At 70.9% G+C, this 22,078-nt stretch carries 22 protein-coding genes; 6 read left to right on the top strand and 16 right to left on the bottom strand.

The window, feature by feature from the left end; translation table 11 throughout:
* Positions 1–26 precede the first annotated feature (26 nt).
* A complete protein-coding gene (locus tag AB0C28_RS48740) occupies positions 27–1,010 on the bottom strand; it encodes a hypothetical protein (RefSeq protein ID WP_357862298.1) in 984 nt (327 codons plus the stop codon).
* Positions 1,001–1,321 carry a hypothetical protein gene (locus AB0C28_RS48735; RefSeq protein WP_357862296.1) on the bottom strand — a complete coding sequence of 107 codons (321 nt, stop codon included), beginning with the start codon at positions 1,319–1,321 and terminating at the stop codon, positions 1,001–1,003. Before AB0C28_RS48735 ends, AB0C28_RS48740 begins: the two co-directional genes overlap by 10 nt.
* Before the next feature lie 139 nt (positions 1,322–1,460).
* On the opposite strand from AB0C28_RS48735, the gene AB0C28_RS48730 reads away from it, so the two are divergent.
* Positions 1,461–1,850: a YbaB/EbfC family nucleoid-associated protein gene (locus AB0C28_RS48730; RefSeq protein ID WP_357862294.1), complete on the top strand. Its 390-nt coding sequence runs from the start codon at positions 1,461–1,463 to the stop codon at positions 1,848–1,850.
* On the top strand, positions 1,847–2,353 hold the full coding sequence (locus AB0C28_RS48725) for a YbaB/EbfC family nucleoid-associated protein (protein WP_358083212.1): 507 nt from the start codon (positions 1,847–1,849) through the stop codon (positions 2,351–2,353). Before AB0C28_RS48730 ends, AB0C28_RS48725 begins: the two co-directional genes overlap by 4 nt.
* Positions 2,354–2,393: 40 nt before the next feature.
* Here the strand turns inward: AB0C28_RS48725 and AB0C28_RS48720 are convergent, their stop codons facing one another.
* The 5 genes from AB0C28_RS48720 to AB0C28_RS48700 all read right to left on the bottom strand — a co-directional run bounded on the left by AB0C28_RS48720 (position 2,394) and on the right by AB0C28_RS48700 (position 5,461).
* The gene (locus tag AB0C28_RS48720; protein ID WP_357862290.1) at positions 2,394–3,143 is read right to left on the bottom strand and encodes an SDR family oxidoreductase; all 750 of its coding nucleotides are present in this window, start codon (positions 3,141–3,143) and stop codon (positions 2,394–2,396) included.
* A gap of 109 nt (positions 3,144–3,252) precedes the next feature.
* A complete protein-coding gene (locus AB0C28_RS48715; RefSeq protein WP_358083210.1) occupies positions 3,253–3,618 on the bottom strand; it encodes a MerR family transcriptional regulator in 366 nt (121 codons plus the stop codon).
* Entirely contained in the window at positions 3,615–4,604 is a 990-nt protein-coding gene (locus AB0C28_RS48710) for an MFS transporter (protein WP_358083207.1), read from the bottom strand. The genes AB0C28_RS48715 and AB0C28_RS48710 overlap by 4 nt, the downstream gene beginning before the upstream one ends.
* Positions 4,601–4,900, bottom strand: coding sequence for an NAD(P)H-dependent oxidoreductase (locus tag AB0C28_RS48705; protein ID WP_357862284.1), 300 nt, complete (start codon positions 4,898–4,900; stop codon positions 4,601–4,603). The genes AB0C28_RS48710 and AB0C28_RS48705 overlap by 4 nt, the downstream gene beginning before the upstream one ends.
* A 60-nt stretch (positions 4,901–4,960) precedes the next feature.
* On the bottom strand, positions 4,961–5,461 hold the full coding sequence (locus AB0C28_RS48700) for an HAD domain-containing protein (protein WP_358083204.1): 501 nt from the start codon (positions 5,459–5,461) through the stop codon (positions 4,961–4,963).
* 69 nt (positions 5,462–5,530) lie between these two features.
* On the opposite strand from AB0C28_RS48700, the gene AB0C28_RS48695 reads away from it, so the two are divergent.
* Positions 5,531–6,070 (top strand): AAA family ATPase, encoded by a 540-nt coding sequence (locus AB0C28_RS48695; RefSeq protein ID WP_357862280.1) that lies wholly within the window; start codon positions 5,531–5,533, stop codon positions 6,068–6,070.
* A gap of 13 nt (positions 6,071–6,083) precedes the next feature.
* Here the strand turns inward: AB0C28_RS48695 and AB0C28_RS48690 are convergent, their stop codons facing one another.
* On the bottom strand, positions 6,084–7,415 hold the full coding sequence (locus AB0C28_RS48690; protein ID WP_358083201.1) for a PHB depolymerase family esterase: 1,332 nt from the start codon (positions 7,413–7,415) through the stop codon (positions 6,084–6,086).
* 432 nt (positions 7,416–7,847) lie between these two features.
* Here AB0C28_RS48690 and AB0C28_RS48685 point away from each other — a divergent pair, with 432 nt between their 5' ends.
* Positions 7,848–9,305 (top strand): endo-1,4-beta-xylanase, encoded by a 1,458-nt coding sequence (locus AB0C28_RS48685; protein ID WP_358083198.1) that lies wholly within the window; start codon positions 7,848–7,850, stop codon positions 9,303–9,305.
* Positions 9,306–9,465: 160 nt separating this feature from the next.
* Positions 9,466–10,482 carry a LacI family DNA-binding transcriptional regulator gene (locus tag AB0C28_RS48680; RefSeq protein WP_357862275.1) on the top strand — a complete coding sequence of 339 codons (1,017 nt, stop codon included), beginning with the start codon at positions 9,466–9,468 and terminating at the stop codon, positions 10,480–10,482.
* Positions 10,483–10,495: 13 nt separating this feature from the next.
* Here AB0C28_RS48680 and AB0C28_RS48675 read toward each other — a convergent pair whose 3' ends face one another.
* Both AB0C28_RS48675 and AB0C28_RS48670 read right to left on the bottom strand, forming a co-directional pair.
* Positions 10,496–10,777: a hypothetical protein gene (locus tag AB0C28_RS48675; RefSeq protein ID WP_358083195.1), complete on the bottom strand. Its 282-nt coding sequence runs from the start codon at positions 10,775–10,777 to the stop codon at positions 10,496–10,498.
* Between the two features lie 412 nt (positions 10,778–11,189).
* The gene (locus AB0C28_RS48670; RefSeq protein ID WP_358083192.1) at positions 11,190–12,005 is read right to left on the bottom strand and encodes an alpha/beta hydrolase-fold protein; all 816 of its coding nucleotides are present in this window, start codon (positions 12,003–12,005) and stop codon (positions 11,190–11,192) included.
* A 239-nt stretch (positions 12,006–12,244) separates the two neighbouring features.
* Here AB0C28_RS48670 and AB0C28_RS48665 point away from each other — a divergent pair, with 239 nt between their 5' ends.
* Complete coding sequence (locus AB0C28_RS48665; protein WP_358083189.1) at positions 12,245–12,844, top strand: hypothetical protein; 600 nt, start codon at positions 12,245–12,247, stop codon at positions 12,842–12,844.
* Positions 12,845–13,016: 172 nt separating this feature from the next.
* On the opposite strand, the gene AB0C28_RS48660 is transcribed toward AB0C28_RS48665, so the two are convergent.
* Genes AB0C28_RS48660 through AB0C28_RS48635 form a run of 6 tightly spaced genes read right to left on the bottom strand, consistent with a single transcriptional unit; the run spans position 13,017 to position 21,974 of the window.
* Positions 13,017–16,496, bottom strand: coding sequence for a ThuA domain-containing protein (locus AB0C28_RS48660; RefSeq protein WP_358083186.1), 3,480 nt, complete (start codon positions 16,494–16,496; stop codon positions 13,017–13,019).
* A gap of 40 nt (positions 16,497–16,536) precedes the next feature.
* Positions 16,537–17,370 (bottom strand): sugar phosphate isomerase/epimerase family protein, encoded by an 834-nt coding sequence (locus AB0C28_RS48655; RefSeq protein WP_358083183.1) that lies wholly within the window; start codon positions 17,368–17,370, stop codon positions 16,537–16,539.
* Positions 17,371–17,408: 38 nt separating this feature from the next.
* Entirely contained in the window at positions 17,409–18,605 is a 1,197-nt protein-coding gene (locus tag AB0C28_RS48650; protein WP_358083181.1) for a substrate-binding domain-containing protein, read from the bottom strand.
* On the bottom strand, positions 18,592–19,542 hold the full coding sequence (locus AB0C28_RS48645; protein ID WP_358083178.1) for an ABC transporter permease: 951 nt from the start codon (positions 19,540–19,542) through the stop codon (positions 18,592–18,594). The genes AB0C28_RS48650 and AB0C28_RS48645 overlap by 14 nt, the downstream gene beginning before the upstream one ends.
* Complete coding sequence (locus AB0C28_RS48640; RefSeq protein ID WP_358083175.1) at positions 19,539–20,543, bottom strand: ABC transporter permease; 1,005 nt, start codon at positions 20,541–20,543, stop codon at positions 19,539–19,541. Before AB0C28_RS48640 ends, AB0C28_RS48645 begins: the two co-directional genes overlap by 4 nt.
* Positions 20,544–21,974, bottom strand: coding sequence for a sugar ABC transporter ATP-binding protein (locus AB0C28_RS48635; RefSeq protein WP_358083172.1), 1,431 nt, complete (start codon positions 21,972–21,974; stop codon positions 20,544–20,546).
* Between the last annotated feature and the right edge of the window lie 104 nt (positions 21,975–22,078).

Below are 22,078 nucleotides of genomic sequence, written 5' to 3'. Positions count from 1 at the left end.
TACCTCCTGTTGCTCTTCTGCTGCTCTCACTGACCGTACTGCCGTTTGATGTCCTCTTTCAGCTGGCGCAGCGCTGCTTCCTCGCGCCTGAGCCGCTCGGCGTGCCCGGCCTCCCAGCCCTTCCTCTCCTCCTCCGCCTTCCTGGCCTTGATGCTCTTCTCCAGCATCTCCTGGGCCTTCTTGGCCTCCGCCTCGCTCATGCCCCTGGCGCTGGTGGGCGGATCGCCGTGGACTCTTCCGTCGTGGCGCGAGCCCTGGTTCGAGTTGCGGGAGAAGAAGCCGCCGCCGCCGCGCCCGCCGCCACTCCCCCGGCCGCCGCTGTTGCCCCGGCCGCCGCGCCGGTTGCCGCGGGCCATCTGCATCATGCCGTCCTTGACGGACCGGGGCCCAGTCGGGTTGCGCAGGCCGGACGGCCGCAGCGGGACTCCGCCGCGAGGGCCGGCCATGGCCAGGCGTGGCCCGGGGGGCCGCAGGTCGTCCAGGATGCGGCGCATCGGCTCGGTGACCCGGCGGCGCACGATGGGGGCGATCACCTTGCCGGTGCCCTCGCTGCCCTCGCGCAGGATCTTCCTGACCGCCTGGCGCGAGGCCAGGATCCGGGCCGTCGCGACGGTCGCCCCGACCGCCCCGCCGAACGCCAGCGCCTTGGCCACCCCGACCGCGGTGAACACCGCCTGCGTGCCCGCCGCCACCTTGACCGCCGACACCACGGTGGCGGTGCCGTCCAGGGCCGCCGGCATCACCCGCATCGCCGCGTTCGCCTGCGCGACGTGGCCGCCCTGGGCGCCGGTCCTGTTCCAGTGGGTCTCCATGCCGGCGGCGGACTGGCCGCGGTAGACCTGCTGCGTGTTGCGTACGGCGGCGTCGGCGCCGCCCGCGGCGGGGGCCGTACCGGCCTGGGCCACCCGCGCGGCGTTGCCCTCGGCCCTGACCTCGTCCTCGTTCATGTTCGGCCAGGGGCCGAGCAGCTGCATGATCCCGGCCGCCGCCGGGGGAAGCACTACAGCCATGAGCGATCGAGCTTCTGGACGCTCTCGGTGCTCGCGGCCTCGCCCTCCTGCGTGTTCCTGATCACCGCGTGCAGGTTGTCGCCGGTGCCGGCGATCGTCCCTGACAACCCGTCGAGCGCGGCCATCGACACGGCGCGGCACTCGGCGTACATGCTGGTGAACATGCCGAACAGACCGTCGTCCCCGAACGAGGACACCCCGTCGCCGCGCTCCTTCAGCGGGGAGAGCGCGGCGTTGTAGTCCTCACCGTGGGCCCTGACCCGGGTGGCTTGCTGCCCCACCGCCCCCAAGGCGATCTCAAGTCCCGTCATGGCGCAGCACAATATCGTCACTTGTCAGGATCTTCGTGATGTTTGTCGTTCATGAGACGTGAATCTCCGTGTCATGAAACACGGCCGGATGTGTCTAAACTGGTCGGCCGTCCGCTCTCCTCACCGCCGGAGGTCCTACATGCGGCCACCCACACCCGACAACGACGACGAATACCTCCACGAATACTTCGCCCAGGGCCAGCGGGTCATCCGCGACCTTCAGCAGGCGCAGGACGCCATGCGGCGGGTGGAGGGTGTGGCCAGGAGCAAGGACGGGCTGATCGAGGCGGCCGCCGTCGGCGAGGGCGAGCCGACCCGGTTGCGCATCGACCCGAGGGCGCTACGACTCGAAGAGGCGGCACTCGCCCGTGAGGTGACCGCCGTGCTCCGGGCGGCCCAGGACGAGGCGGCGCGCAAGGCGCAGGAGATCGCGGACGCGGCCGAGGGCGCCGCCGCCCTGCCCCAGCCGCTCGACGAGACGTTCGTCCGCGGCCGGGTCGAGCAGGTCGCCCGCGACCTGCTCGGATGACCCGCGCCCGGACGACCCGCCCCATCGCGGCTCGGACGACCCGCCCCATCTCGTACGGCCCGCTCACCCAGGACAGCCCGCCCCTGTTGGACGGCTCGCTGATCAGGCACGGAGGAAGCAGCGTGCACCACCACCCCCAGTTCGACCCCGCCGACATCACCGAGCAGCACATCGAGGAGATCGCCCGCGAGGGCGAGCGGGTGCTGGCCTGGCTGGAGACGGCACAGGAGGACCTCGACCAGATCGTGGGAGCGGGCGAGACGGCGGGAGGCCAGGTCAAGGCGACCACGGACGTGAACGGCCGCGTCCTCGCCGTCACCTACGGCCCCCGCGCGAAGCGGATGAACAGCCAGGAACTGGCCGATCAGACCCTCGCGGCGGTACGGGCGGCCCGCGCCGACGCCCAGGACCAGACGCACGAGCTCATGCGCGCGGCCATGCCGGACTTCGACCCGATCCAGGCGAACGAGCAGTTCCAGCGCCTGCTGTCCGCCTGGCAGTGACCCGCCCGCACCCCGCCCGATCTCGGGGCGTACGGGAGCGTCAGAGGAGGGTTCCGCCGGAGGCGTCCAGCCAGTGGCCGGTCACCCAGCGGCTGTCGTCGCGGGCCAGGAAGGCCACCGCGCCGGCCACGTCCTCGGGGGTGCCCACTCGGCCCATGGGGGACAGCGACGACACCCAGGCCAGCGCGTCCCCGACGAGTCTGCCCTGGTGCATGTCGGTGTCGATGACGCCGGGCGCCACGGTGTTGACGGTGATCGCGCGCGGGCCGAGCTGCTTGGCGAGGGTCGAGGTGAGCACGTCGAGCGCGCCCTTGGACATGGCGTAGCTGATGGACTGCGGCATGAACGCGCCCCGGGTCAGCATCGTGGAGATGTTGACGATCCGGCCGCCGTCGCGCAGCCGGGGCAGGGCGAGCTGGGTGACGAAGAACGGGGCAGTGGCGTTGACCGCGAAGATCCGCTCGAACTGCCCCCTGGTGACGTGCTCGATTCCGGGCTCGTCGTTGAGGATGCCGGCGTTGTTGACCAGGATGTCCAGTTCGGCGGCGTGTTCGTCGAAGGCGGCCCACAGGCGGTCGGCGTCGCCGGGCGTGCCCAGTTCGGCGCGCAGGGCGAAGGCCTGCCCGCCGGCCGCCTCGATGGCGGCGACGGTTTCCGCGGCGGCCCGCTCGTCGCCGCCGTAGTGGACGGCGACGCGGGCGCCGTCACCGGCCAGGCGCTGGGCGATGGCCCGGCCGATGCCCCTGCTCGCGCCGGTGACGAGAGCGGTCTTGCCATGGAGAGTACGCATGGTGTCTTCCTGCTGGGGGTGAGGTGGAGAAGAGCCTTCGGAAGGACGGCGGGCGCGGTCGTACGCGCGTCCGGCGTCTAGGCGCCGGAGCGTCATCCACGCAGGAGGGTCAGGCGCGCGGGTCGTTCTGGAGGAAGTCCATGCTGGCCAGTTCGTCCACGGTCGCCTGGAGCCGATCGATCCGGGAACGTCCCATCCGGATGAGTTCCTCACCCGCGCCGACCCACAGACCGAGATCGCCGGAGAGGGGCGGGATGCCGGCGAGGATCTCGGCGCTCTCCTTGAGCGTGATGCCGACCCGTTGCGCGGCGAGGGCGAGCCTGATGCGGCAGATCGCGTCGACGGTGAAGCGGCGGGCGTTGCCGCTGTTGCGGTGGGCGTTGATCACGCCGTAGCGCTCGTAGAAGCGGACGGCGTTGGCCGTGACCCCGGCGGCCTTGGCCACCTGCCCGACCGTCAGCTCGGTGACGGTCATGTCCCACCTCTCGCCTTCGTCGCGGCCGGCTCTCGCCGCTCCAGTATCGCCGACGCCCGCTCCGGGGAGCGCAACCGTACGACCAGGGCCAGCGCCATCAGGACGAGGGCCGCCACCTGGGCCCAGCGCAGCGCGTCGGTGACGGCGACCGCCTGGGCGGCGCGCTCCGCCGTCCCCGGGCCGGCCAGGGCCGCGAGCGAGGCGCCGCCGGTCATGGCGCCCGTCAGCGCGGTGAACAGCGTGCTGATCAGTACGGTGCCCATGCCGTTGGAGACCGTGCTCACCAGCGACAGCAGTGCGGAGCCCGAGGCCAGGTCGGGGCCGTGCAGATTACGGCTGGAACTGGACATCGTCGGCATCATGATCGCGCCGGTGCTGGCTCCCTGGACGAATCCGAGCAGGCCGAGCAGCGGGTACGGGGTGTCCGGCCGCAGGATGATCACCTGGACGAGCCCGGACGTGATCGCGAGGCCGAGCCCGGTGCCGACGACCAGGCGGGGGCCGAGCCGTTCCAGCAGCCTGGCCGCGACCTGGAGGCTGAGGCCCATGCCGGCCGCGCCGGGGATCATCAGCGCGGCCGTGACCGAGGCGCTGTCGAGCCGCAGCGTCTGTACGTACGTCGGCATCAGCAGGGCCGAGCCGAAGTACGGGGCCGCGTACAGGGCGAGCACCGCGACGCCCCTGCCGAACGCCGGATCGCCGAACAGGCGGATCCGCAGCAGCGCCCCGGGCAGGTCGAGCCGGACCCGCTGCCGCCGTGCGGGATCGGCCGGCAGCCAGGCCAGCGTGCCGACGGCCCCCACCAGCGCCAGCGGCACGGTGAGGAAGAACAGCGCCCGCCACGACCCGGCGCCCAGGAGCGCCGCGCCGAGCACCGGGCCCAGGATCGGCCCGATCAGCAGCGGCAGGCCGCTGACCGCCGCCATCAGCCCGCCGAACGCCAGCACGACCGCGGCGCGCAGTTCGGGCCTGGTCAGCTTGTTCACTGCCGGCCGGCCAGGTCGGGGATCCGGACGGAACGCAACGCACTCGCCCAGGTCCGCAGCTCGCCCATCGTCACGTGCAGCGCCTGCGCGGTGCCGGGCGGCGGGACGAACCGGCCGTCGGCGTCCAGGTGCTCCCACGCCATCGGGATCAGCACCGCCTCCCGGATCGTGGTGGCCCGCAGTTCGGGCATGACGCCGCGCAACTGCTCCACGGCCCTGATGCCCCCGGAGGCGCCGTATCCGATGAAAGCGACCGGCTTGTACGCCCATTCGGTGAAATGCCAGTTGTCGGTCATGGCGACGACGCTAGAAGTTCGCCTATGGGCGAACTCAAGCCACCGGACGACCGCCGTGGATCAGACCGCTCGCAGCCAGTGGTCGAGGGCGATGAAGTCGTCGTCGGTGAGGCCCCGGGGCGACGGGACGTGATGGAGGAGGGCCCGGCCGGGATGGTGTGCGGACACCCAGTCGCGATCGGCGTCGGTGATCGCGTCGTCGACCCAGACGAACGAGCGCCCCTTCGCCCACGCCACCAGCGTCCTGGTCTTCCAGCACAGCCCGAACCACCGGTCCTCGCGTTCGGCCTCGGCGGAGGGCTCGGGCCAGTTCACGACCGGCAGCCGTGGCAGCCCGAGCCGAGGGGCGATCTCGGCGTTCGCCTGGTCCTCCCAGGTCGTGGCCCAGACCAGGTCGCACGGCAGCGCCGCCAGCCGGAGCCCCACCTGCGGGTCGAGCCGGGCCAGGTGCCCGCCACCTGCCGGCGGAGGCCGTGAGCCATCGCCGAACGGCAGGAGCGGCCCGTCGACGTCGAGGAAGAGGAGGGGGCGTTCCCGGTGGCTTGGCTTCGGCGGTTCCATCTGCACCGTGCTTCGGAGGTGGCCATAAAGATCGAGCGGGGTCTCGATGATCGTATCTACACTGGCCGCATGCCGCTGGTGTGGGTGACGGGGAATTCCGGCACGGGTAAGTCCACGGTCTGCGGGATGTTGCGGGCTCGCGGCCACGTCGCGTTCGACGCCGATGACGACGGCTTCAGCCGCTGGATGGATCGGGACAACGGCGAGGTGGTGACCGACCCTCCGGATCCGGTTCCCGAGGGCTGGCTCGATCGGCATGCGTGGGTGATCGTCCGTGAGCGCGTCGAGGCTCTCGCCGAGGAGTCCCGTTCCCGGGTCGCGTTCCTGTGCGGGTCGGTGGAGAACGAAGCGGACGTACGTGATCTGTTCGACCTCATCGTGTGCCTGGTGATCGACGACGACACCCTCCGCCACCGCCTCGCCACCCGGACGACGAACACGTTCGGCCGGCACCCCGAGGAGCTGGCGGCAGCCCTGATGTGGAACCCTCGGCTGCAACCGATCTACGAGCGCCGTGGCGCGACGATCGTCGACGCGTCCGAGCCGCTGGCCGAGGTCGTGGAGCGGGTGATCGGCGCGGGCCACGACCTGGCGGAGCCGGGCCGGTAGCCCGCCGAAGGGCTCAGGTGCGGGTCCAGCGCTGGTTCGCGCCGCCGTGGCAGGTGTAGAGCTGGAGCCGGACACCGTTGGCGGTGCCCTGGCCCACCGCGTCCAGGCACAGCCCAGACTGCACTCCGGTGATGCTGCCGTCGGCGTTCAGCCGCCAGCGCTGGTTCGCGCCGCCGTGGCAGGCGTAGATCTGGATGCCGGCGCCGTTGCCCGCGCCGGCCGCGTCGAGGCACTTGCCGCCGTAGATCCGGAGCTCACCGGCCGCGGTGGCGGTCCACTGCTGGTTGGCGCGCCCGTTGCAGTCCCACAGCTGCACCTGGGTGCCGTCGGCGGTGGCCGCGCTGGGCACGTCCAGGCAGCGCCCGGAGCCGACGCCCCTGATCTGCGCGGCGGGCGGCGGGGTCGGCGTGGTGGTGGACGAGCCGTCGTCCAGGCCGAAGAAGCGGATGGCGTGCGCGGCCATCCCGGGGTGGGGCAGGTTGTGGCCGGCGCCGCTGATCGTGTACGTCTCCACCTGCCCGGACCCGTACACCCGCCGGGTCCAGCCGGACTGCGGGCTGTCCGTGGCGGTGGGGGTCTGACTCAGCCCGTGCACGTCGGTCCACTGGTCGGTCTCCTCCTGCAGCATCGTGTACGGCAGCACGTCGTCGGCGGTGCCGTGCCAGGCCATCACCCGCGGCCGGGACCCGGTGTAGCCGGGGTAGGCGTCCCTGACCAGGTCGCCCCACTGCCGCGGGGTCTTGTCGCCGCAGCCGGCGGGGCCGAGGCACCCGTACGGGACCCCCGCGAACGGCGCGCCGGCCTGGAACACGTCCGGGTACGTGGCGAGCAGGTTGAGCGTCTCCATCGCGCCGGAGGAGAAGCCGGTGGCGAAGACCCGCCGCGGGTCGCCGTTGTAGCGCTGCAGCACGTAGTTCGTCATGGAGACGATCGACACCGGGTCGCTGCCGCCGCCGTGCCGCAGCGCCTCGGCCGACCAGACGTCGAAGCAGTTGGACAGGCCGTTGGCGCTCTTGTTCGCCTGCGGGTAGATGACCACGAAGCCGTGCCGGTCGGCGAGGGAGGCGAACTCGGTGCCCTGGTGGAAGGACGGAGCCCAGCCGTTGCAGCCGTGCATCGCCACCAGCACGCCGGGTCTGGCCGCCACCCCGTCCGGGACGTACACGTACATCCGCAGGCCGCCGGGGTTGGCGCCGAAGCCTGTCACCTCGGTTAACGCCGCGGCCGAGGCGCCCGGCGTGGCCGTCAGGAACATGGCCAGCGCGGTGATCCCCGCCGTGAGCAGCGCCACCACAGCGGCGCCGACGCCCACGTACCGGCTCGTTCGCGGTTCGCCTCGGTTCATGGTTCCGCCTCTCCGCTGTTAGCGCTAACGCCGACGGGCCGAGCTCCTTGAAGGCAGTGGCGGGAGGTAGCGAACATGAGGCGGAAAGATACTGTCAAGAGCGCCTTAGCTTACGGTGACGGCGATGAACCCCGGCCACCTCGGGATGGGCCAGGTAGAGGCGATCAATCGAGCATGACGGGGCGATGAAAGTTTCACAGAAGCTCGGCCGGCCCAGTGGTCGATCCGAAACATTTCAACGGCCCTGGCCACCCAACGCACCAGCACAAAGCCCCTATCGAGGAACGAGCTGTTACGAAAGTTTCACTTGATTCTTGACAACTTTCGGCGACCTTCACACACTGAGTGCCCGAGGTGAGCTCCCCCACCTCCAGTACGCGCTCCGACGACAAGCTCGTACCGCACCCATGATTCGCCCCTGGAGGCTCAAGCATGGCTGTACCCGACATGCCCCCACTCACCGCCAGGCGACCTCAACGCCCCCGCCGCCGAGCACTGATCACCGGCGCGATCGGCGCACTCGGCCTGATCACGGCACTGGCGACGGCGTTCCCGGCCGTTGCCGCGGAGAGCACGCTGGGCGCGGCGGCGCAGCAGAGCGGCCGCTACTTCGGCACCGCCATCGCCTCGGGCAAACTCGGCGACTCCGCCTACACGACCATCGCCGGCCGCGAGTTCGACATGGTCACGGCCGAGAACGAGATGAAGATCGACGCCACCGAGCCCAACCGGGGACAGTTCAACTTCTCCGCCGGGGACCGGGTCTACAACTGGGCCGTGCAGAACGGCAAGCGGGTTCGCGGGCACACCCTGGCCTGGCACAACCAGCAGCCGGGCTGGATGCAGGGCCTGTCGGGCAGCACGCTGCGCCAGGCGATGATCGATCACATCAACGGCGTCATGAACCACTACCGGGGCAAGATCTACGCCTGGGACGTGGTCAACGAGGCCTACGCCGACGGCAACTCCGGCGGCCGGCGTGACTCCAACCTGCAGCGCACCGGCAACGACTGGATCGAGGTGGCCTTCCGCACCGCGCGCGCCGCCGATCCGGCCGCCAAGCTCTGCTACAACGACTACAACATCGACAACTGGTCCTGGGCCAAGACGCAGGGCGTCTACAACATGGTCCGCGACTTCAAGTCGCGTGGTGTGCCGATCGACTGCGTTGGCCTGCAGTCGCACTTCAACGGCAACAGCCCGTACAACAGCAACTACCGTACGACCATCCAGAGCTTCGCCGCGCTGGGCGTCGACGTGCAGATCACCGAGCTGGACATCCAGGGCGGCTCGGCCACCACGTACGCCAACGTCGTCAACGACTGCCTGGCGGTGCCGCGGTGCACCGGCATCTCGGTCTGGGGCGTGCGCGACACCGACTCCTGGCTCGGCTCCGGCGCCAGTGCGCTGCTCTTCGACGGCAACGGCAACAAGAAGGCCGCGTACACCGCCGTGCTGAACGCGCTCAACGGCGGCACCACGACGCCGCCGCCCGGCGGCGGAGACGAGGGGCAGCTCAGGAGCACGGCCTCCGGCCGCTGTGTGGACGTGCCCAACGCCGGCACCGCCGACGGCACCGCGGTGCAGCTGTGGGACTGCAACGGCCAGACCAACCAGCAATGGGCGCAGACCTCGTCCGGTGAGCTGCGGGTTTACGGCAACAAGTGCCTGGACGCCGCGGGCACGGGCAACGGCGCCCGGATCCAGATCTACTCCTGCTGGGGCGGCGACAACCAGAAGTGGCGGGTCAACTCCGACGGCACGATCGTGGGCGTCCAGTCCGGGCTCTGCCTCGACGCCGTCGGCGGCGGCACCGGCAACGGCACGGGCCTGCAGCTCTACAGCTGCTGGGGCGGCAGCAACCAGAAGTGGACCTACAACGCGAGCTGATCCCCCTGGCCCCTGAGGACAGCGGCCACACCCGTCCGCACCGGGAGCGGACGGGTGTGGCCGCACGGCGTGCTCGCGCCACCGGTCCGTCCCGCCTCCCCTGACCAGACTGCCGCCATGACCACAGAGTCGTCCCGCCTCCCCTGACTAGACTGCCGCCATGACCACGGAGTCGTCCCCTCTCACCATCGCCCAGCTCGCCGAGCTGGCCGGCGTCTCCACCGCGACGGTCTCCAAGGTCGTGAACGGCCGCGCCGAGGTGTCGTCCAAGACCCGCGCCGCCGTCGAGGAACTCATCAGCCGGCACGGCTATCGCCGCCAGCGCCGCCGCTCCACCCCGACGGCCCTGGTGGAGCTGGTCTTCCACGCCCTCGAAGGCGACTACCCCGTCGAGATCACCAAGGGCGTGGCGAACGTCGCGCGCGAGCACGACCTTACGGTCGGCATCTCCGACCTGCGCCGCGACCAGTCCACCGCGGACGCCTGGCTGGAGGGCGTGCTGCGGCGCCGCCCGAGCGGCGTGATCGCCGTGTTCTCCGGCCTGACCGAGATCCAGCACGAGCAGCTCGCCCGCCGCGAGATCCCGCTGGTCCTGCTCGATCCGGCGGACGTGCCCAGCGGGAACATCCCCTCGGTCGGCGTCGGCAACTGGAACGGCGGCCTCACCGCCACCCGTCATCTCCTCGAACTCGGGCACCGCCGCATCGCCATCATCACCGGCCCCGACGCCGCCCTGTCCAGCCGGGCCCGGCTCGACGGCTACCGCACCGCCCTCGACATGGCCGGCCTGCCCGCCGACCCCGAGCTCATCGGCCGCGGGGACTTCCTCATCGAAGGCGGCCTGGCGGCGGCGCACCGCATGCTCCGCCTGCCCGACCGGCCCACCGCCATCTTCGCCACCAACGACGGCCAGGCCATCGGCGCCTACCACGCGGCCCACCAGCTCGGCCTGCGCATCCCCGACGACCTCAGCGTCGTCGGCTTCGACGACATGCCGTCGGTGCGATGGGCGATCCCGCCGCTGACCAGCATCCGCCAGCCGCTGACCGCTATGGCCGCCGCCGCCACGACCATGCTGCTGGCCCTGGCCCAGGGCGAGCCGCCGGCGCAGAACCGGGTCGAGCTGGCCACGGAGCTCGTCGTCCGCGCCAGCACCGCTCCGCCCCCGCCCGCCTGAGCCGGCCTCGCGGCTACCGCAGGCCGCCGACGGACAATCCTCCCCGCCAGTGCCGCTGGAGGCTGAAGAAGGCGATGACGAGCGGGACGACCGAGACGAGAGCACCCAGGATGATCAGGCTCCAGAGTGAGGTACTGCCCGCGTTGTTGGCCGACGCGATGCCCTGCCAGAGGCCGAGCCCGACGGTGACGGGGAAGAGCCGGTTGTCCGACAGCATGGCGAGCGGCAGGAAGTAGTTGTTCCACGAGGCCACGGCCGACAGGAGCAGCACCGTGACCACCGCGGGCCGCATCATCGGCGTTCTGCTTGTTGAAGTTGTCGACGACGAGCTGCATGTTGGGGTACCAGCCCCACATCGTCACGACCGGCAGCTCCTTCTTGGGGATCGTGTTCGTGCAGTTGCTGGCGCCGCCGCCGCTCGCGGTGGTCGCGCCGCCCCCTCCTGCGCCGGAGGGGCAGGCCGTGAGCGTGGTCGCGGCGGCCAGCACGGCCACCGCGGCAGAGATCCGGTTCTTGTTCATTCGCATATTTCCCTTGCGGATCGCGGCGCACGAAGGTCGTGCGCCGCCGTGGAGACCGAGCGATCGGGCGGGGACGGGGCCCGGGTGGAGAGCACCCGGGCCCCGTCTGTCGCGCCGATCTTCATGTGAGCGCCAACAGCACGCCCAGGCGATCTCGCTCAGCGCTTGCGGCTCAGCGTTGGACGATCAGCGCTTGAACAGGCGCGGAGCGAGATCGATGAGGTTCTTCTGCCACTCGTCCCAGCCGTGCGGCCCGGGGGTGACCCCGTCGAACTCGTAGCGGATGCCGAGCGTGTTCAGGGTGTCCAGGGACGCCATGAACGACGGGTAGACGAAGTCCGTCCGGTCGCCGACGTACAGGCGCAGCAGCCTGGTGCCGTCGTTGATCGCCTGCGCGTCGACGCCGGCGCCGCTGCCGAACCCGGCCGAGAAGGCCGCGACGTAGGCGAAGCGGCCGGGGTTCGCCTTGAGCATCCCGAACGTCTGCCCGCCTCCCATCGACAGACCGGCGAGGGCCTGCCGCGAGGGGTCGCTGGAGACGTTGTAGTGCTCGCGGGCCGCCGGTGCGAGGTTCTCCAGCAGCTCCTTGTTGAAGTCGGACACGTTGCCGTCGCCCATCACGACCACCATCGGCACCAGGTTCCCGTCGAGGAAGTGGTGGTCGAAGATCTGCCTGGCCCGGCCGAGGTCGAGCCAGTCAGTGGCGCTCACGCCGTCGCCCGGCTGCAGGAACAGCACGGGGTAGGGCTCGCCCGTGACCCGGTACGAGTACAGCCCGGGCTTGAGCGGGCCGAGGACGCCCGACCAGGCGTCGCCCCGCCGGGTGAGGCCGAACTCCGCCCAGGTGGACGAGGGGCCGATGTTGCCCTCGATGACGACCTGCGACACCGGGCCCACAGCGGCCTCGACGGCGGCCATCGGAACGGTGAAGGACGCGTAGCCGTCCTCGGAGACCGTCAGCCACGGCGTGTCCGCCGCCGCCGGCCGCGGCACGAGCAGCACCGCCGCGATCGTCAGGAGCGCGGCGGTGATCGCGGCGAACCCGCGCCCGCCGCTCTGAGGGTGTGACCTGCCGTGACAGCCTAAAAATGGCAGGTAAAAACTCCTTTGATGGTCGGCCACGGTTGGTGCCCGAGCAGCCGACCGGATGTCTACGGTGGATCCTCAGTGGCCGGTGTTCGCACCTCCCATCCCATCGTCGGGGTCGTCAGCTTGCCCACCTGACCCTCCTGGGCGAACTCGTGCGCGACAGCCCGTATCCCGAGGCGGAGATCCACATCAGCGAGTGGTCCACGTCTCCTTCGGCCCGTGACTTCATCCACGACACGCCGTTCGCGGCGGCCTACATCACCCGGTCGTACCTGCGGTGCGCGTCCCTGGCCGACTCCATCTCGTACTGGACGTTCACGGACGTGTTCGAGGAGGGCGGCGCCGGGATCGGGCCGTTCCACGGCGGGTTCGGGCTGGTGAACGAGGGCGGCATCCACAAGCCCACGTTCCACGCGTTCACGATGCTGGGGCGGCTCGGCGACCGGCTGCTCCTCTCGACGCCCCACGGGGTCGTCACCCGGGACAGCCGGACGTCGGCCGTGTCGGCGGTGTTCTTCAACTGTCCCGAGGACATGGAGATGAAGGGCGTCGCCGCGTGCGGCTCCTACCCGGCGGCCCGCGCGCTGGCCGAACGGGGACCCGCCAGGCGCGTCCGCCACTCGATCGGCGGCCTGCGGCCCGGCGGGACGTTCCTCGTCGAGATCCTGGACTGGGAGCACGGCAACGTCGCCGAGGCGTGGTACCGGCTCGGCTCGCCGCTCAACCTGTCCCGGGCCGAGCACGACACCTGAGCGGCGTCGCCGACGCGCTCCTGCGGTACACGCTGATCGTGCCCGACGACGGGGTGCTCGACCTGGACGTCGAACTCGCTCCATGGGCGGTGATGTCGCTGACGCAGGCGTCCTGACCATGGTGCGGACCGTCGCCAGGGGATGCCGGTGACGGCCCGCGCCATGGCCGGGGTCAGGTACGGGTCCAGCGCTGGTTGGCGCCGCCGTGGCACGACCAGATGGTCAGCTTAGTGCCGTTGGCGGTGGCGTTGCCGGGCACGTCCAGGCACTTGTTCGCGCCGACGGCGGTGATGGTGCCGTCGGCGTTGAGGCGCCACTTCTGGTTGTTCTGCCCGTTACAGTCCCAGATGATGACCGTGGTGCCGTCGGCCGTGCCTGCGCCGTTCACGTCCAGGCACTTGCCGCCGTAGACCCGCAACTCGCCCGCGCTGGTCGTGGTCCACTGCTGGTTCGCCTGCCCGTTGCAGTCCCAGATCTGCGCCTGCGTGCCGTTGGCCTGCGAGGGCCCGGCGTCCAGGCACCGGCCCGACCCGGCGCCTCGCAGCGCGCTCGTGGTGTCCGGGGGCGAGCCGTCGCCCTGGCCGACGCCCCTGCCGTTGAAAGTGATGGAGTCCAGGTCGAACGCGTTCGCGGACGGCGCCTTGAACACGACGTGGACATTGCGCGTGCCGCCGGGGTCGGTGACCCGCACCGCGGGCAGCGACACGTAGGTGTTCCAGCCCCCGGTCGCCGGCACGGTGCTGGTGGCGAGGAGGGCCCCGGTCGGCGAGTCGGCGCGCAGTTCGATGGAGGCCCCGGTGCCGGACGGCGCCGAGACGCGGAAGGACACCGTGTCGATGCCGGACAGGCTGATCGGGGTGAAGGAGATCCAGTCGTTGTTGGAGACGTCACCGATGCGCCTGCCGCCTTCGGCTCCGGACTCGTCGATGACGCGGATCCCGGACGAGCCGGTGAAGTGCTCGGCCTGCTTGTGCTTGGGCTGCAGGGTGATGCCGGCGGAGCCCTTCAGACCGCCGGAGTCGGTGTAGTCGGCGGACAGGGCGTAGTAGACGTTGGAGGCCTCGTCATGGCCGGAGGCCGTGGTCGTGACCGTCCCGGTGCACCCGGTGTACTGGCCGGTGTCGTGGGCGTGCTGGTCGTGGCCGAGCGCGGTGATCACGTTGACCTTGGCGCAGTCGGCGGCGCCGTCCTCGGCGTCGGTGACGTTGACCGTGTAGTCCACCTCGTCGCCGAAGTCGATGAACCCGCCGTCGGGCGGAGCCGAGAAGGCCACCTTGGGACGGGTGTTGCCGACGACGACGGGCACCGTGACGCTGCCCGTCTTGCTGCCCGCGTCCCGTACGGTCAGCTTGGCGGTGTAGGTGCCGTTGGCGTTGTAGGTGTGGGAGGGGTTGGCGCTGGTGGAGGTCGCGCCGTCGCCGAACTCCCAGGCGAAGGTGATGGCGTCGCCGTCGGGGTCGGCCGAGCCGGCCGAGGAGAACGCCACCGTCAGCGGCGCCGTGCCCGAGTCGGGGCTGGCGCTCGCCTTGGCCAGGGGCGCGCGGTTTCCGGCCACGTAGTCGATGCGGTAGATGCTGTCGTCGGTGTTCGCGTGGCCGAAGCCGTTGCCCCAGTCGGCCATGTAGAGGGCGCCGTCCGGGCCGAACTTCATGTCGATCGGCGCCCGCGGGGCGAGCTGCGCCACGTAGGGGTTGATCTTCAGGAGGTTGCCCGAGGAGTCCAGGCGGAACTCCTTGACGAAGTTGCGGCTCCATTCGTAGAAGAACGGTGTGCCGTCGTAGTAGGCGGGGAACTTCCGGTCCGAGCCGCCGGTCGCGTCGTAGCGGTAGAAGGGGCCGCCCATCGGGGCGGCGCCGCCGCAGCAGTCGATCTCGGGGAACTCGGCCGAGGCGTGGTAGTTGTACCACACGGTCGCGGCCTTGGCTGCCGGCAGGCTGGTCAGGCCGGTGTTGTTGGGCGAGTTGTTGACCGGCGCCGAGCAGTCGAACTTCGCGCCGGAGGTGCCGGTGGCGAAGTTGTAGTCGTTGAACGGGAGGTTGTTGCCGACGCAGTACGGCCACCCGTAGAAGCCGGGCTGCTTGATCAGATTCCACTCGACGGTGCCCTCGGGGCCGCGGTTGGGGTTCGCGGCGCCCGCGTCGGGACCGTAGTCGCCCACCGAGATCCAGCCTGTCACCTTGTCGACCGCGAAGCGGAACGGGTTGCGGAAGCCCATCGCGTAGATCTCCGGCCGGGTCCTGGCGGTGCCGGGCGCGAACAGGTTGCCGGACGGGATCGTGTAGGTGCCGTCGGTCTCGGGGTGGATGCGCAGGATCTTGCCGCGCAGGTCGTTGGTGTTGGCCGAGGACCGCTGGGCGTCGTAGTGCTCCCGGCCCTGCCGCTCGTCGATCGGGGCGTAGCCGCTGGAGCCGTTGGGGTTGGTGTCGTCGCCGGGGCCTATGTACAGGTTCCCGCCCGGCCCGAACGCGAGGTAGCCGCCGGTGTGGCCGGGCTCGTCGACGTTGCGGTACGCCGGAATCTCGATGACCTTCTTCTCGCTCGCCAGGTCGAGGCCGGTGCCGTTGAAGGTGAACCTCGACACCCGGTTCACCTCACCGCCATTGGCGGGCGAGTAGTTGATGTAGATCCAGCCGTTGGTGGCGAAGCCCGGGTCCAGCGCCAGGCCGATGCCGCCGTCCTCGCCGCCGTCGTACACCGGCAGGGTGCCGATGACGCGCGTGCCACCGCCGTTGGCGGGGATGAGGTTCACCTTGCCGGAGCGCGAGATGTAGAAGACCCTGCCGTCGGAGGCCACGTCCAGCTCTATCGGCTGGTCCGGCGCGCCGTCGAGGGTGACCTTCTGGAAGCGGGCCGCGACCGTCCCGCCGCAATCGCCCGGCGCCACGCCCGCCGCCCACTGCACCGCCCCCAGCAGGTGCTGCCTGAACAGCGGCTCGGCGTAGGAGGACGTCTGGTGGCCCATCGCGGTGGCGAACACCCGGCCGCCCTCCGGGTTGTGACACCAGGAGATCGGGTGGTCGGCGCCCATCCTGCTCGGCCCCGCGTCGTAGGTGGTCTCGTCGGCGGTCACCAGGACGTGGACCGAGCCCCGCGTGTTCTTGTCGAAGTTGTACCACTCCTCCGAGCGCACCCACCGGTCCGGCAGCCCCTTGGTGGCGGGGTGGGCCTTGTCGGCCACCTTGGCGGTGCCCTGCAGGATCGACGAGTGCGCGGTCATGTGGGCGCCGGCCAGGACGATCTGGTCCCACCAGGGGAACTGCGCCTCGATGTTCATGTCGGTGGCGTTGTGGATCGCCACGACGCCGCGGCCGCTGCGCACGTAGGACTGGAAGGCCTGGCGCTGGGCGTCGTTGTCCCACACCATGCCGTTGGTCTGAAACATGATCACCGCGTCGTAGGTGCTCAGCGTCGCGTCGGTGAAGACGGAGGAGTTCTCGCTGTGGTCGAGCTGGAAGTCGTTGTCGGTCGCCAGTTGCTGGAACATCGCGACGCCGGCGGGGATGGAGTCGTGCCGGAAGGCACCGCTCGCCGTCTCGGTGAACAGCAGCACCTTGAACTGGGGCGCGGCCGCGTGCGCGACCGGCGGCGACAAGGACAGCAGCAGCCCTGATAAGGCTGCGACCAGGGCGCGGAACAGGCGTGATCTTCGCATGAAGGATCTCCTGAGGGGGTGCCGGCAACGGTGGGAACTTTCAAAGCGCGCGCAGGTAGGCCAGGCCGTCCACGGCCAGGGCGTCCTGGCTCCGCGCGAGAGGCCGCCAGATGGAGGCCGCGGTGGCAATGGTCCGGTTGTGCGCGGTGAACGACTCGATGACGAGCGGGCCTTCGTAGCCGGCGTCGCGCAGGGCCTCGGTGAAGCCCGGCCAGTCGAAGCGGTCGGCCCCCGGTGTGCCGCGATCGGTGCCGCACACCTGCACGTGCGCGAGGCGATCCGCCGCGGCCCGCACCGCCCGGGCGGGGTCCTTCTCCTCGATGTTGAGGTGGTAGACGTCGAGGGCCAGGTGGCAGTCCTCCGGCAACGCGTCGAGCGCCTGCTCGACGGTGTTGAGGAGGCTGGTCTCGTACCGGTTGAGCGGCTCGACCGCGAGCTTGATCCCGCGCCCGGCCGCGTGGTCCAGGACGGGACGCAGGTTCTCGCGCAGCTCAGCGTAGACGGCTCGGCGTTCGTCCGGCGAGAGCCGCCAGGTGCGGCCGACCGAGGCGTACGCCGGCCCCGCGATCACCGGGGAGCCGACGGTCACCGCCACGTCGACGCAGTGCCGCAGATAGTCCTGGGTGTCGCGGACGGTCTGCGGGGAGGCGGCCACGAGCTCGCGCCCCGGCGGCATGACCAGCACCACGGACGCGGTCAGCCCGTGCTCGGCCAGCACCGCCGCGGCCTTGCCGGGGTCCCAGTCGCCGGGCCGCTCGACGGGCAACTCGATGACGTCGAACCCCCACCGGGCGACGCGGGGGGCGAGCCGCGCCAGCTCGTCGTCGGTCAGCGGGGAGACCCAGACCCAGGTGTTCACTCCGATGGAGAACATGGCGTCCCTCTTCGTCGTCGTTCGCGGGAAGGAGCCGGTCAGCCCTTCTTCCCGCCCCAGCTCTCCGGGAAGCCGGGCAGGTCCTCACACCCGCACAGCGCGTAGTGCAAGGGCGGCATGTTCGGCTTGAGGTAGGCCGGCAGGTTCTCGCTGGTGACCTTCGGCTGCGGCAGGTTCCACATCCCGGGCACCTCCTCGCCCTTGAGGATCTTCAGCGCGGCGATGACCGGGGTGCGCCACTGGTAGGTGGGGTACGTGGGCGCGACGGCGGTGAGGCCGGTGTCCTTCCACTTCTGCAGAAAGTCCTGCTGGTCCTCGCCGTTGATCGGCGGCACCCGCAGGCCGGCGTCCTCGAACGCCTCGACCGCGGCCACCGCCGTGGCGCCCGCGTCCATCCAGACGCCGTCGATCGTGCCGTGCCGCTGGATGTAGTCGCTGACGATGCTCTTGGTCTTGGTGGCGTCGCCGTCGGTGAACTCCACCCCCACCACCTGGAGGCGGCTCCTGTCGAAGACCACCTTCGCCGCCGACCAGCGAGTCTCCAGCACGTCCACGCCGGGCAGGATGCGCAGCGCCAGCACCTTCCCGCCCGCCGCCACCTTCTCCGCCAGGAACTCGGCGGCGTCGGCGCCGAAGGCGTAGCCACCGATGGGCTTGATGAACGTCACCGGGCAGTCGGTCTGCACGCCCCGGTCGAACACGATGACGGGCACCTTCCCGCAGGCGGCCGTCACGGCCGGGGTGAGCGTGGCCGTGGTGTTCGGCGAGACGATCAGCGCATCGCAGCCCTTGGCCTGCAGCTCGGCGATGTCGGAGATCTGCTTGTCGTCCTTGCCCTCGGCGTCCAGGGCGGTGAACTTCTCGATCTCCTCATGCAGGCCGACCTCGGCCTGCATCGTCTTCCAGCCGACCTGGCGCCAGGGGTTGTTGACCGCCGCGTTGGAGAAGCACAGGTGGTACGGCCCGTCCTTCTTGTACTTCGCCGTGTCGATCATCTTCGGGGCGATGGCCTGCTCCCAGGGCTTGTTCGCGGGGCCCTCAGCCGTCTGGGAGCGCATGGCGAGCTGGGCGTCGAAGTCCGCCTGGACGAAGAACTTCGACTGCGCGCCCGTACCGGAACCCTGAGCGCTCGCGGCGGCCGAGGTGGTGGTGGCCGCCGGCTCGTCGGTGGTACAGGCGGCGACGAGCGCGCCGAGCGCGGTGAGCACGGCGACTGCGGCCTTAGGACGCGGCATGTACGTCTCCTCTTCGGGGGGTGGGCTTCCGGGGAAGCCGGACGGTTCCTGCCGCGACCGCGGCGATGATGATGACGCCCTGCACGGTGAACTCCAGCGCCCCCGAGATCCCGTACAGGTTGAGCAGGGTGAACAGCGCCTCCAGCGTGACCGCCCCGGCCATGGCGGCGAGCACGGAGCCGCGGCCACCGCCGAGCACCACGCCGCCGAGGACGACCGCGGTGATGGCGGAGAACTCCAGCCCCTGGCCCGCCTGCGCCGAGACCCCGGCGAAACCGCCGAGCAGGATCGCCGCGACGGCCGCGGACAGGCCGGAGAGCATGAAGGCGAAGATCTTGGCCCGGTCGACCCGAACCCCGGACAGTGCCGCGGCGCGCTCGTTGTCGCCGGTGGCCATCAGCGTCTTGCCGAAGTCGGCGCGCATGAGCCAGATCGCCGCCGCGCCCACGGCCAGCATGATCAGCACCGACCACGGCACAGGCCCGAGGCCGCCGCGGCCGAACGCCCTGAAGCCCTCCGACAGCGCGCCGCGCGGCGCGCCACCGGTCCAGAGGAAGACCGCCCCGCTGAGGACGAGCAGCATGCCGAGCGTCACGATGAACGACGGCACCCGCAGCTTGGTGGTGAGCACGCCGTTGACGAGGCCGACGAGCAGCCCGGCGACGATCAGCAGGGCGAGGACCGGCCAGGTGGCGGACTCGTCGCCGTCGATGAGCCGCGCGGCGATCACCACCTCGGCCGTCACCAGCGAGCCGACCGACAGGTCGAACTCGCCGGAGACGACCACGAAGTACTGTCCAGCGGCGAGGATCACCAGCGGCGCGGCCCGTTTGAGGAACGCCAGGAACCCGGCGGGCTCCAGGAAGAAGGGGTTGGCGACCGCGATCGCGACCAGTAGCACCACGAGGACCGCGAGGATGGGAAGTGCCCGTTTCATGCCACCCGCCTCGTGCCGCGCCGGGCGTAGACGGCCACCGCGATGACGATGACCGCGCCGCGGACCACGTCCTTGGCGAAGGAGTTGACCTCGAGCTGGTTGAAGAGGGTGTCCAGGACGGCCAGCAGCAGAACCCCGCCCACCGTTCCGGCGACCCCGCCCCTGCCTCCGGCCAGCGCGGTCCCGCCGAGCACTACCGCGGCGATGGACTCCAGGTCGTACCCGCCGTCGGTGCCCACCGTGGGCGCTCCCGCCCCGAGCCTGGCGGCCAGCAGCAGGCCCGCGATGCCGGCGCAGACCGAGCAGAGCACGTGGGTGATCACGATGACGCGGGACGTGCGGATCCCGGACAGCCGGGCGACCTCCTCGTCGCCGCCCACCGCGTAGATCCGGTAGCCCAGCCGGGTCCTGCTCAGCAGGAACCAGGCCACGACGGCCACGCCCGCCCAGAGCATGGCGGAGACGGGGATCGGCCCGACGCGCGAGTAGCCGAGGAGCTGGAACGACTCGGGCACCTTACCCGCCGGGCCGTCGTACAGGTGGTCGACGACGCCCTTGATGATCAGGCCGACGCCGAGTGTGGCGATGAAGGCGTGGACCTGGAGCCGGGTGACGACCAGCCCGTTGACCAGTCCCACCAGCACGCTGATGGCCAGCGCCGCGGCGATCGCCGGCCCGGCGTTCCCGTCCTGGCCCGCCATGATCTCGGCCGCGACCAGCGAGGTCAGGCTGATCAGGTACGCCACCGACAGGTCGAGCGACCCGGCCAGGATCGCCAGCGTCTGCCCGATCGCCACGATGCCGAGGGCCGCGGAACGCTGCTGGATCCCGACGACGCTCTCCAGGGTGAGGAACTGGCCGCCGTCGAGCGCGACGAGGGCCCAGCCGGCCGCGACCAGGCCGAACATCGCGAGGAACACCACCCGCGCGGGGTCGCGCAGGTGGCTCGCCAGGCCGCGCGGCTGGCGGGCGGGGCGGCGGGCGCGCGTGAGCAGGTCCACTCAGCCCACCTCTCCGGCGGCCAGGCGCATGACGGCCTCCTCGGAGGCCCCGGCCGGCAGCGTGCCCGCGACGCGGCCGTCGCGCAGGACGACGACGCGGTCGCTCATGCCGATGAGCTCGGGCAGCTCGGACGAGATCATCATGATGGCCATGCCGTCGTTCGCCAGCTCTCGCATCAGGTCGTGGATCGCGGCCTTGGCCCCTACGTCGATGCCCCGGGTCGGTTCGTCGAGCAGCAGCACCCGTGGCGCCATCGTCATCCATTTGACGAGCACGACCTTCTGCTGATTGCCGCCGGACAGGTAGCGGACCTCCTGTTCCCGCTGCGCAGGCGACAGGCGCACCCGTTCGAGCAGGCCGCGGACACCACCGCGGTTCCCGGCGCCGACCGCGCGGGCGACGAGCAGGACGTTGTCGCGTACAGCCTGGCGCAGCGCGAGCCCTTCGGCCTTGCGGTCCTCGGTCACGAGCCCGATGCCCAGGGCCACGCCCTCCCGGACCGAGCGCGGGCGCGAGGGGGTCATCTCGCCGGTGGTGAACGGCTCCGCGCCGAACATCGCCTTGGCGAGCTCCGACCTGCCCGACCCCTGCAGGCCCGCGATGCCGACGATCTCCCCGGCGCGCAGCTCCAGATCGATGTCGCGCAGCTTGTGGTTGCCGGCCGCGCGCAGGCTGAGCCGCACCTCGCCGGCGCCCGCCGAGCGGGGCGGGTAGTAGGTGCCGAGGTCGCGGCCCACCATCAGGCGGATCAGCTCGTCGCGGGTCACCTCGCCGATCGGGAGCGTGGTGACGCGCGCGCCGTCCTTGAGCACGGTGACCCGGTCGGCGAGGTCGAACACCTCGCGTAATCGGTGGGAGATGTACACGACGGCGACGCCGCGCTCCCTCAGCCGCCCGATCAGCCGGTAGAGCAGCTCGACCTCGTGCTCGGCGAGCGCCGCGCTGGGCTCGTCCATAACGAGGAGCCGGGCGTTCACCGACAGCGCCTTGACGATCTCGACGATCTGCTGCTGGGCCACCGGTAGGCGCTTGACCGTGTCGCGGGGGCCGAAGGGGCCCTCGCCCAGCTCGTCGAGGAGCCTGGCGGTCGCCTTCTCCATGGCGGCGCGGTCGACCAGGCCGCGCCTGACGGGCTCGCGCCCGAGGAACACGTTCTCGGCGACGGTGCGCTCCGGCAGCAGGTTGAACTCCTGGTGGATGATCGCGATGCCGGAGCGCTGCGCCTCGAGCGGATGGCCGAAGGAGACCGGCCGGCCGTCGATCTCGAACACGCCCTCGTCCGGCGAGTGCACCCCGCAGATGATCTTCATGAGGGTGGATTTGCCGGCGCCGTTCTCGCCGACGACGGCGTGAACCTCGCCGGCGGTCACCTCCAGGTCCACCCCGGACAGCACCCGCACGCCCAGAAAGGTCTTGCCGATGCCGCGCATGCTCAGCACCTGGCCTGCCTTCGTGGCCGAGCGGTGGATCGCAAGCTCATGAGCCTCCTGACGCGGGATGCGGAGAAAGGTGGCCGGCGTGCGCCGGCCACCCG

The organism is Nonomuraea sp. NPDC048892, from assembly GCF_040649735.1.
Classification (GTDB): domain Bacteria; phylum Actinomycetota; class Actinomycetes; order Streptosporangiales; family Streptosporangiaceae; genus Nonomuraea; species Nonomuraea maheshkhaliensis.
Note: the sequence above shows the minus strand (reverse complement) of the source record. Positions and strands in the feature narration are given on the sequence as shown.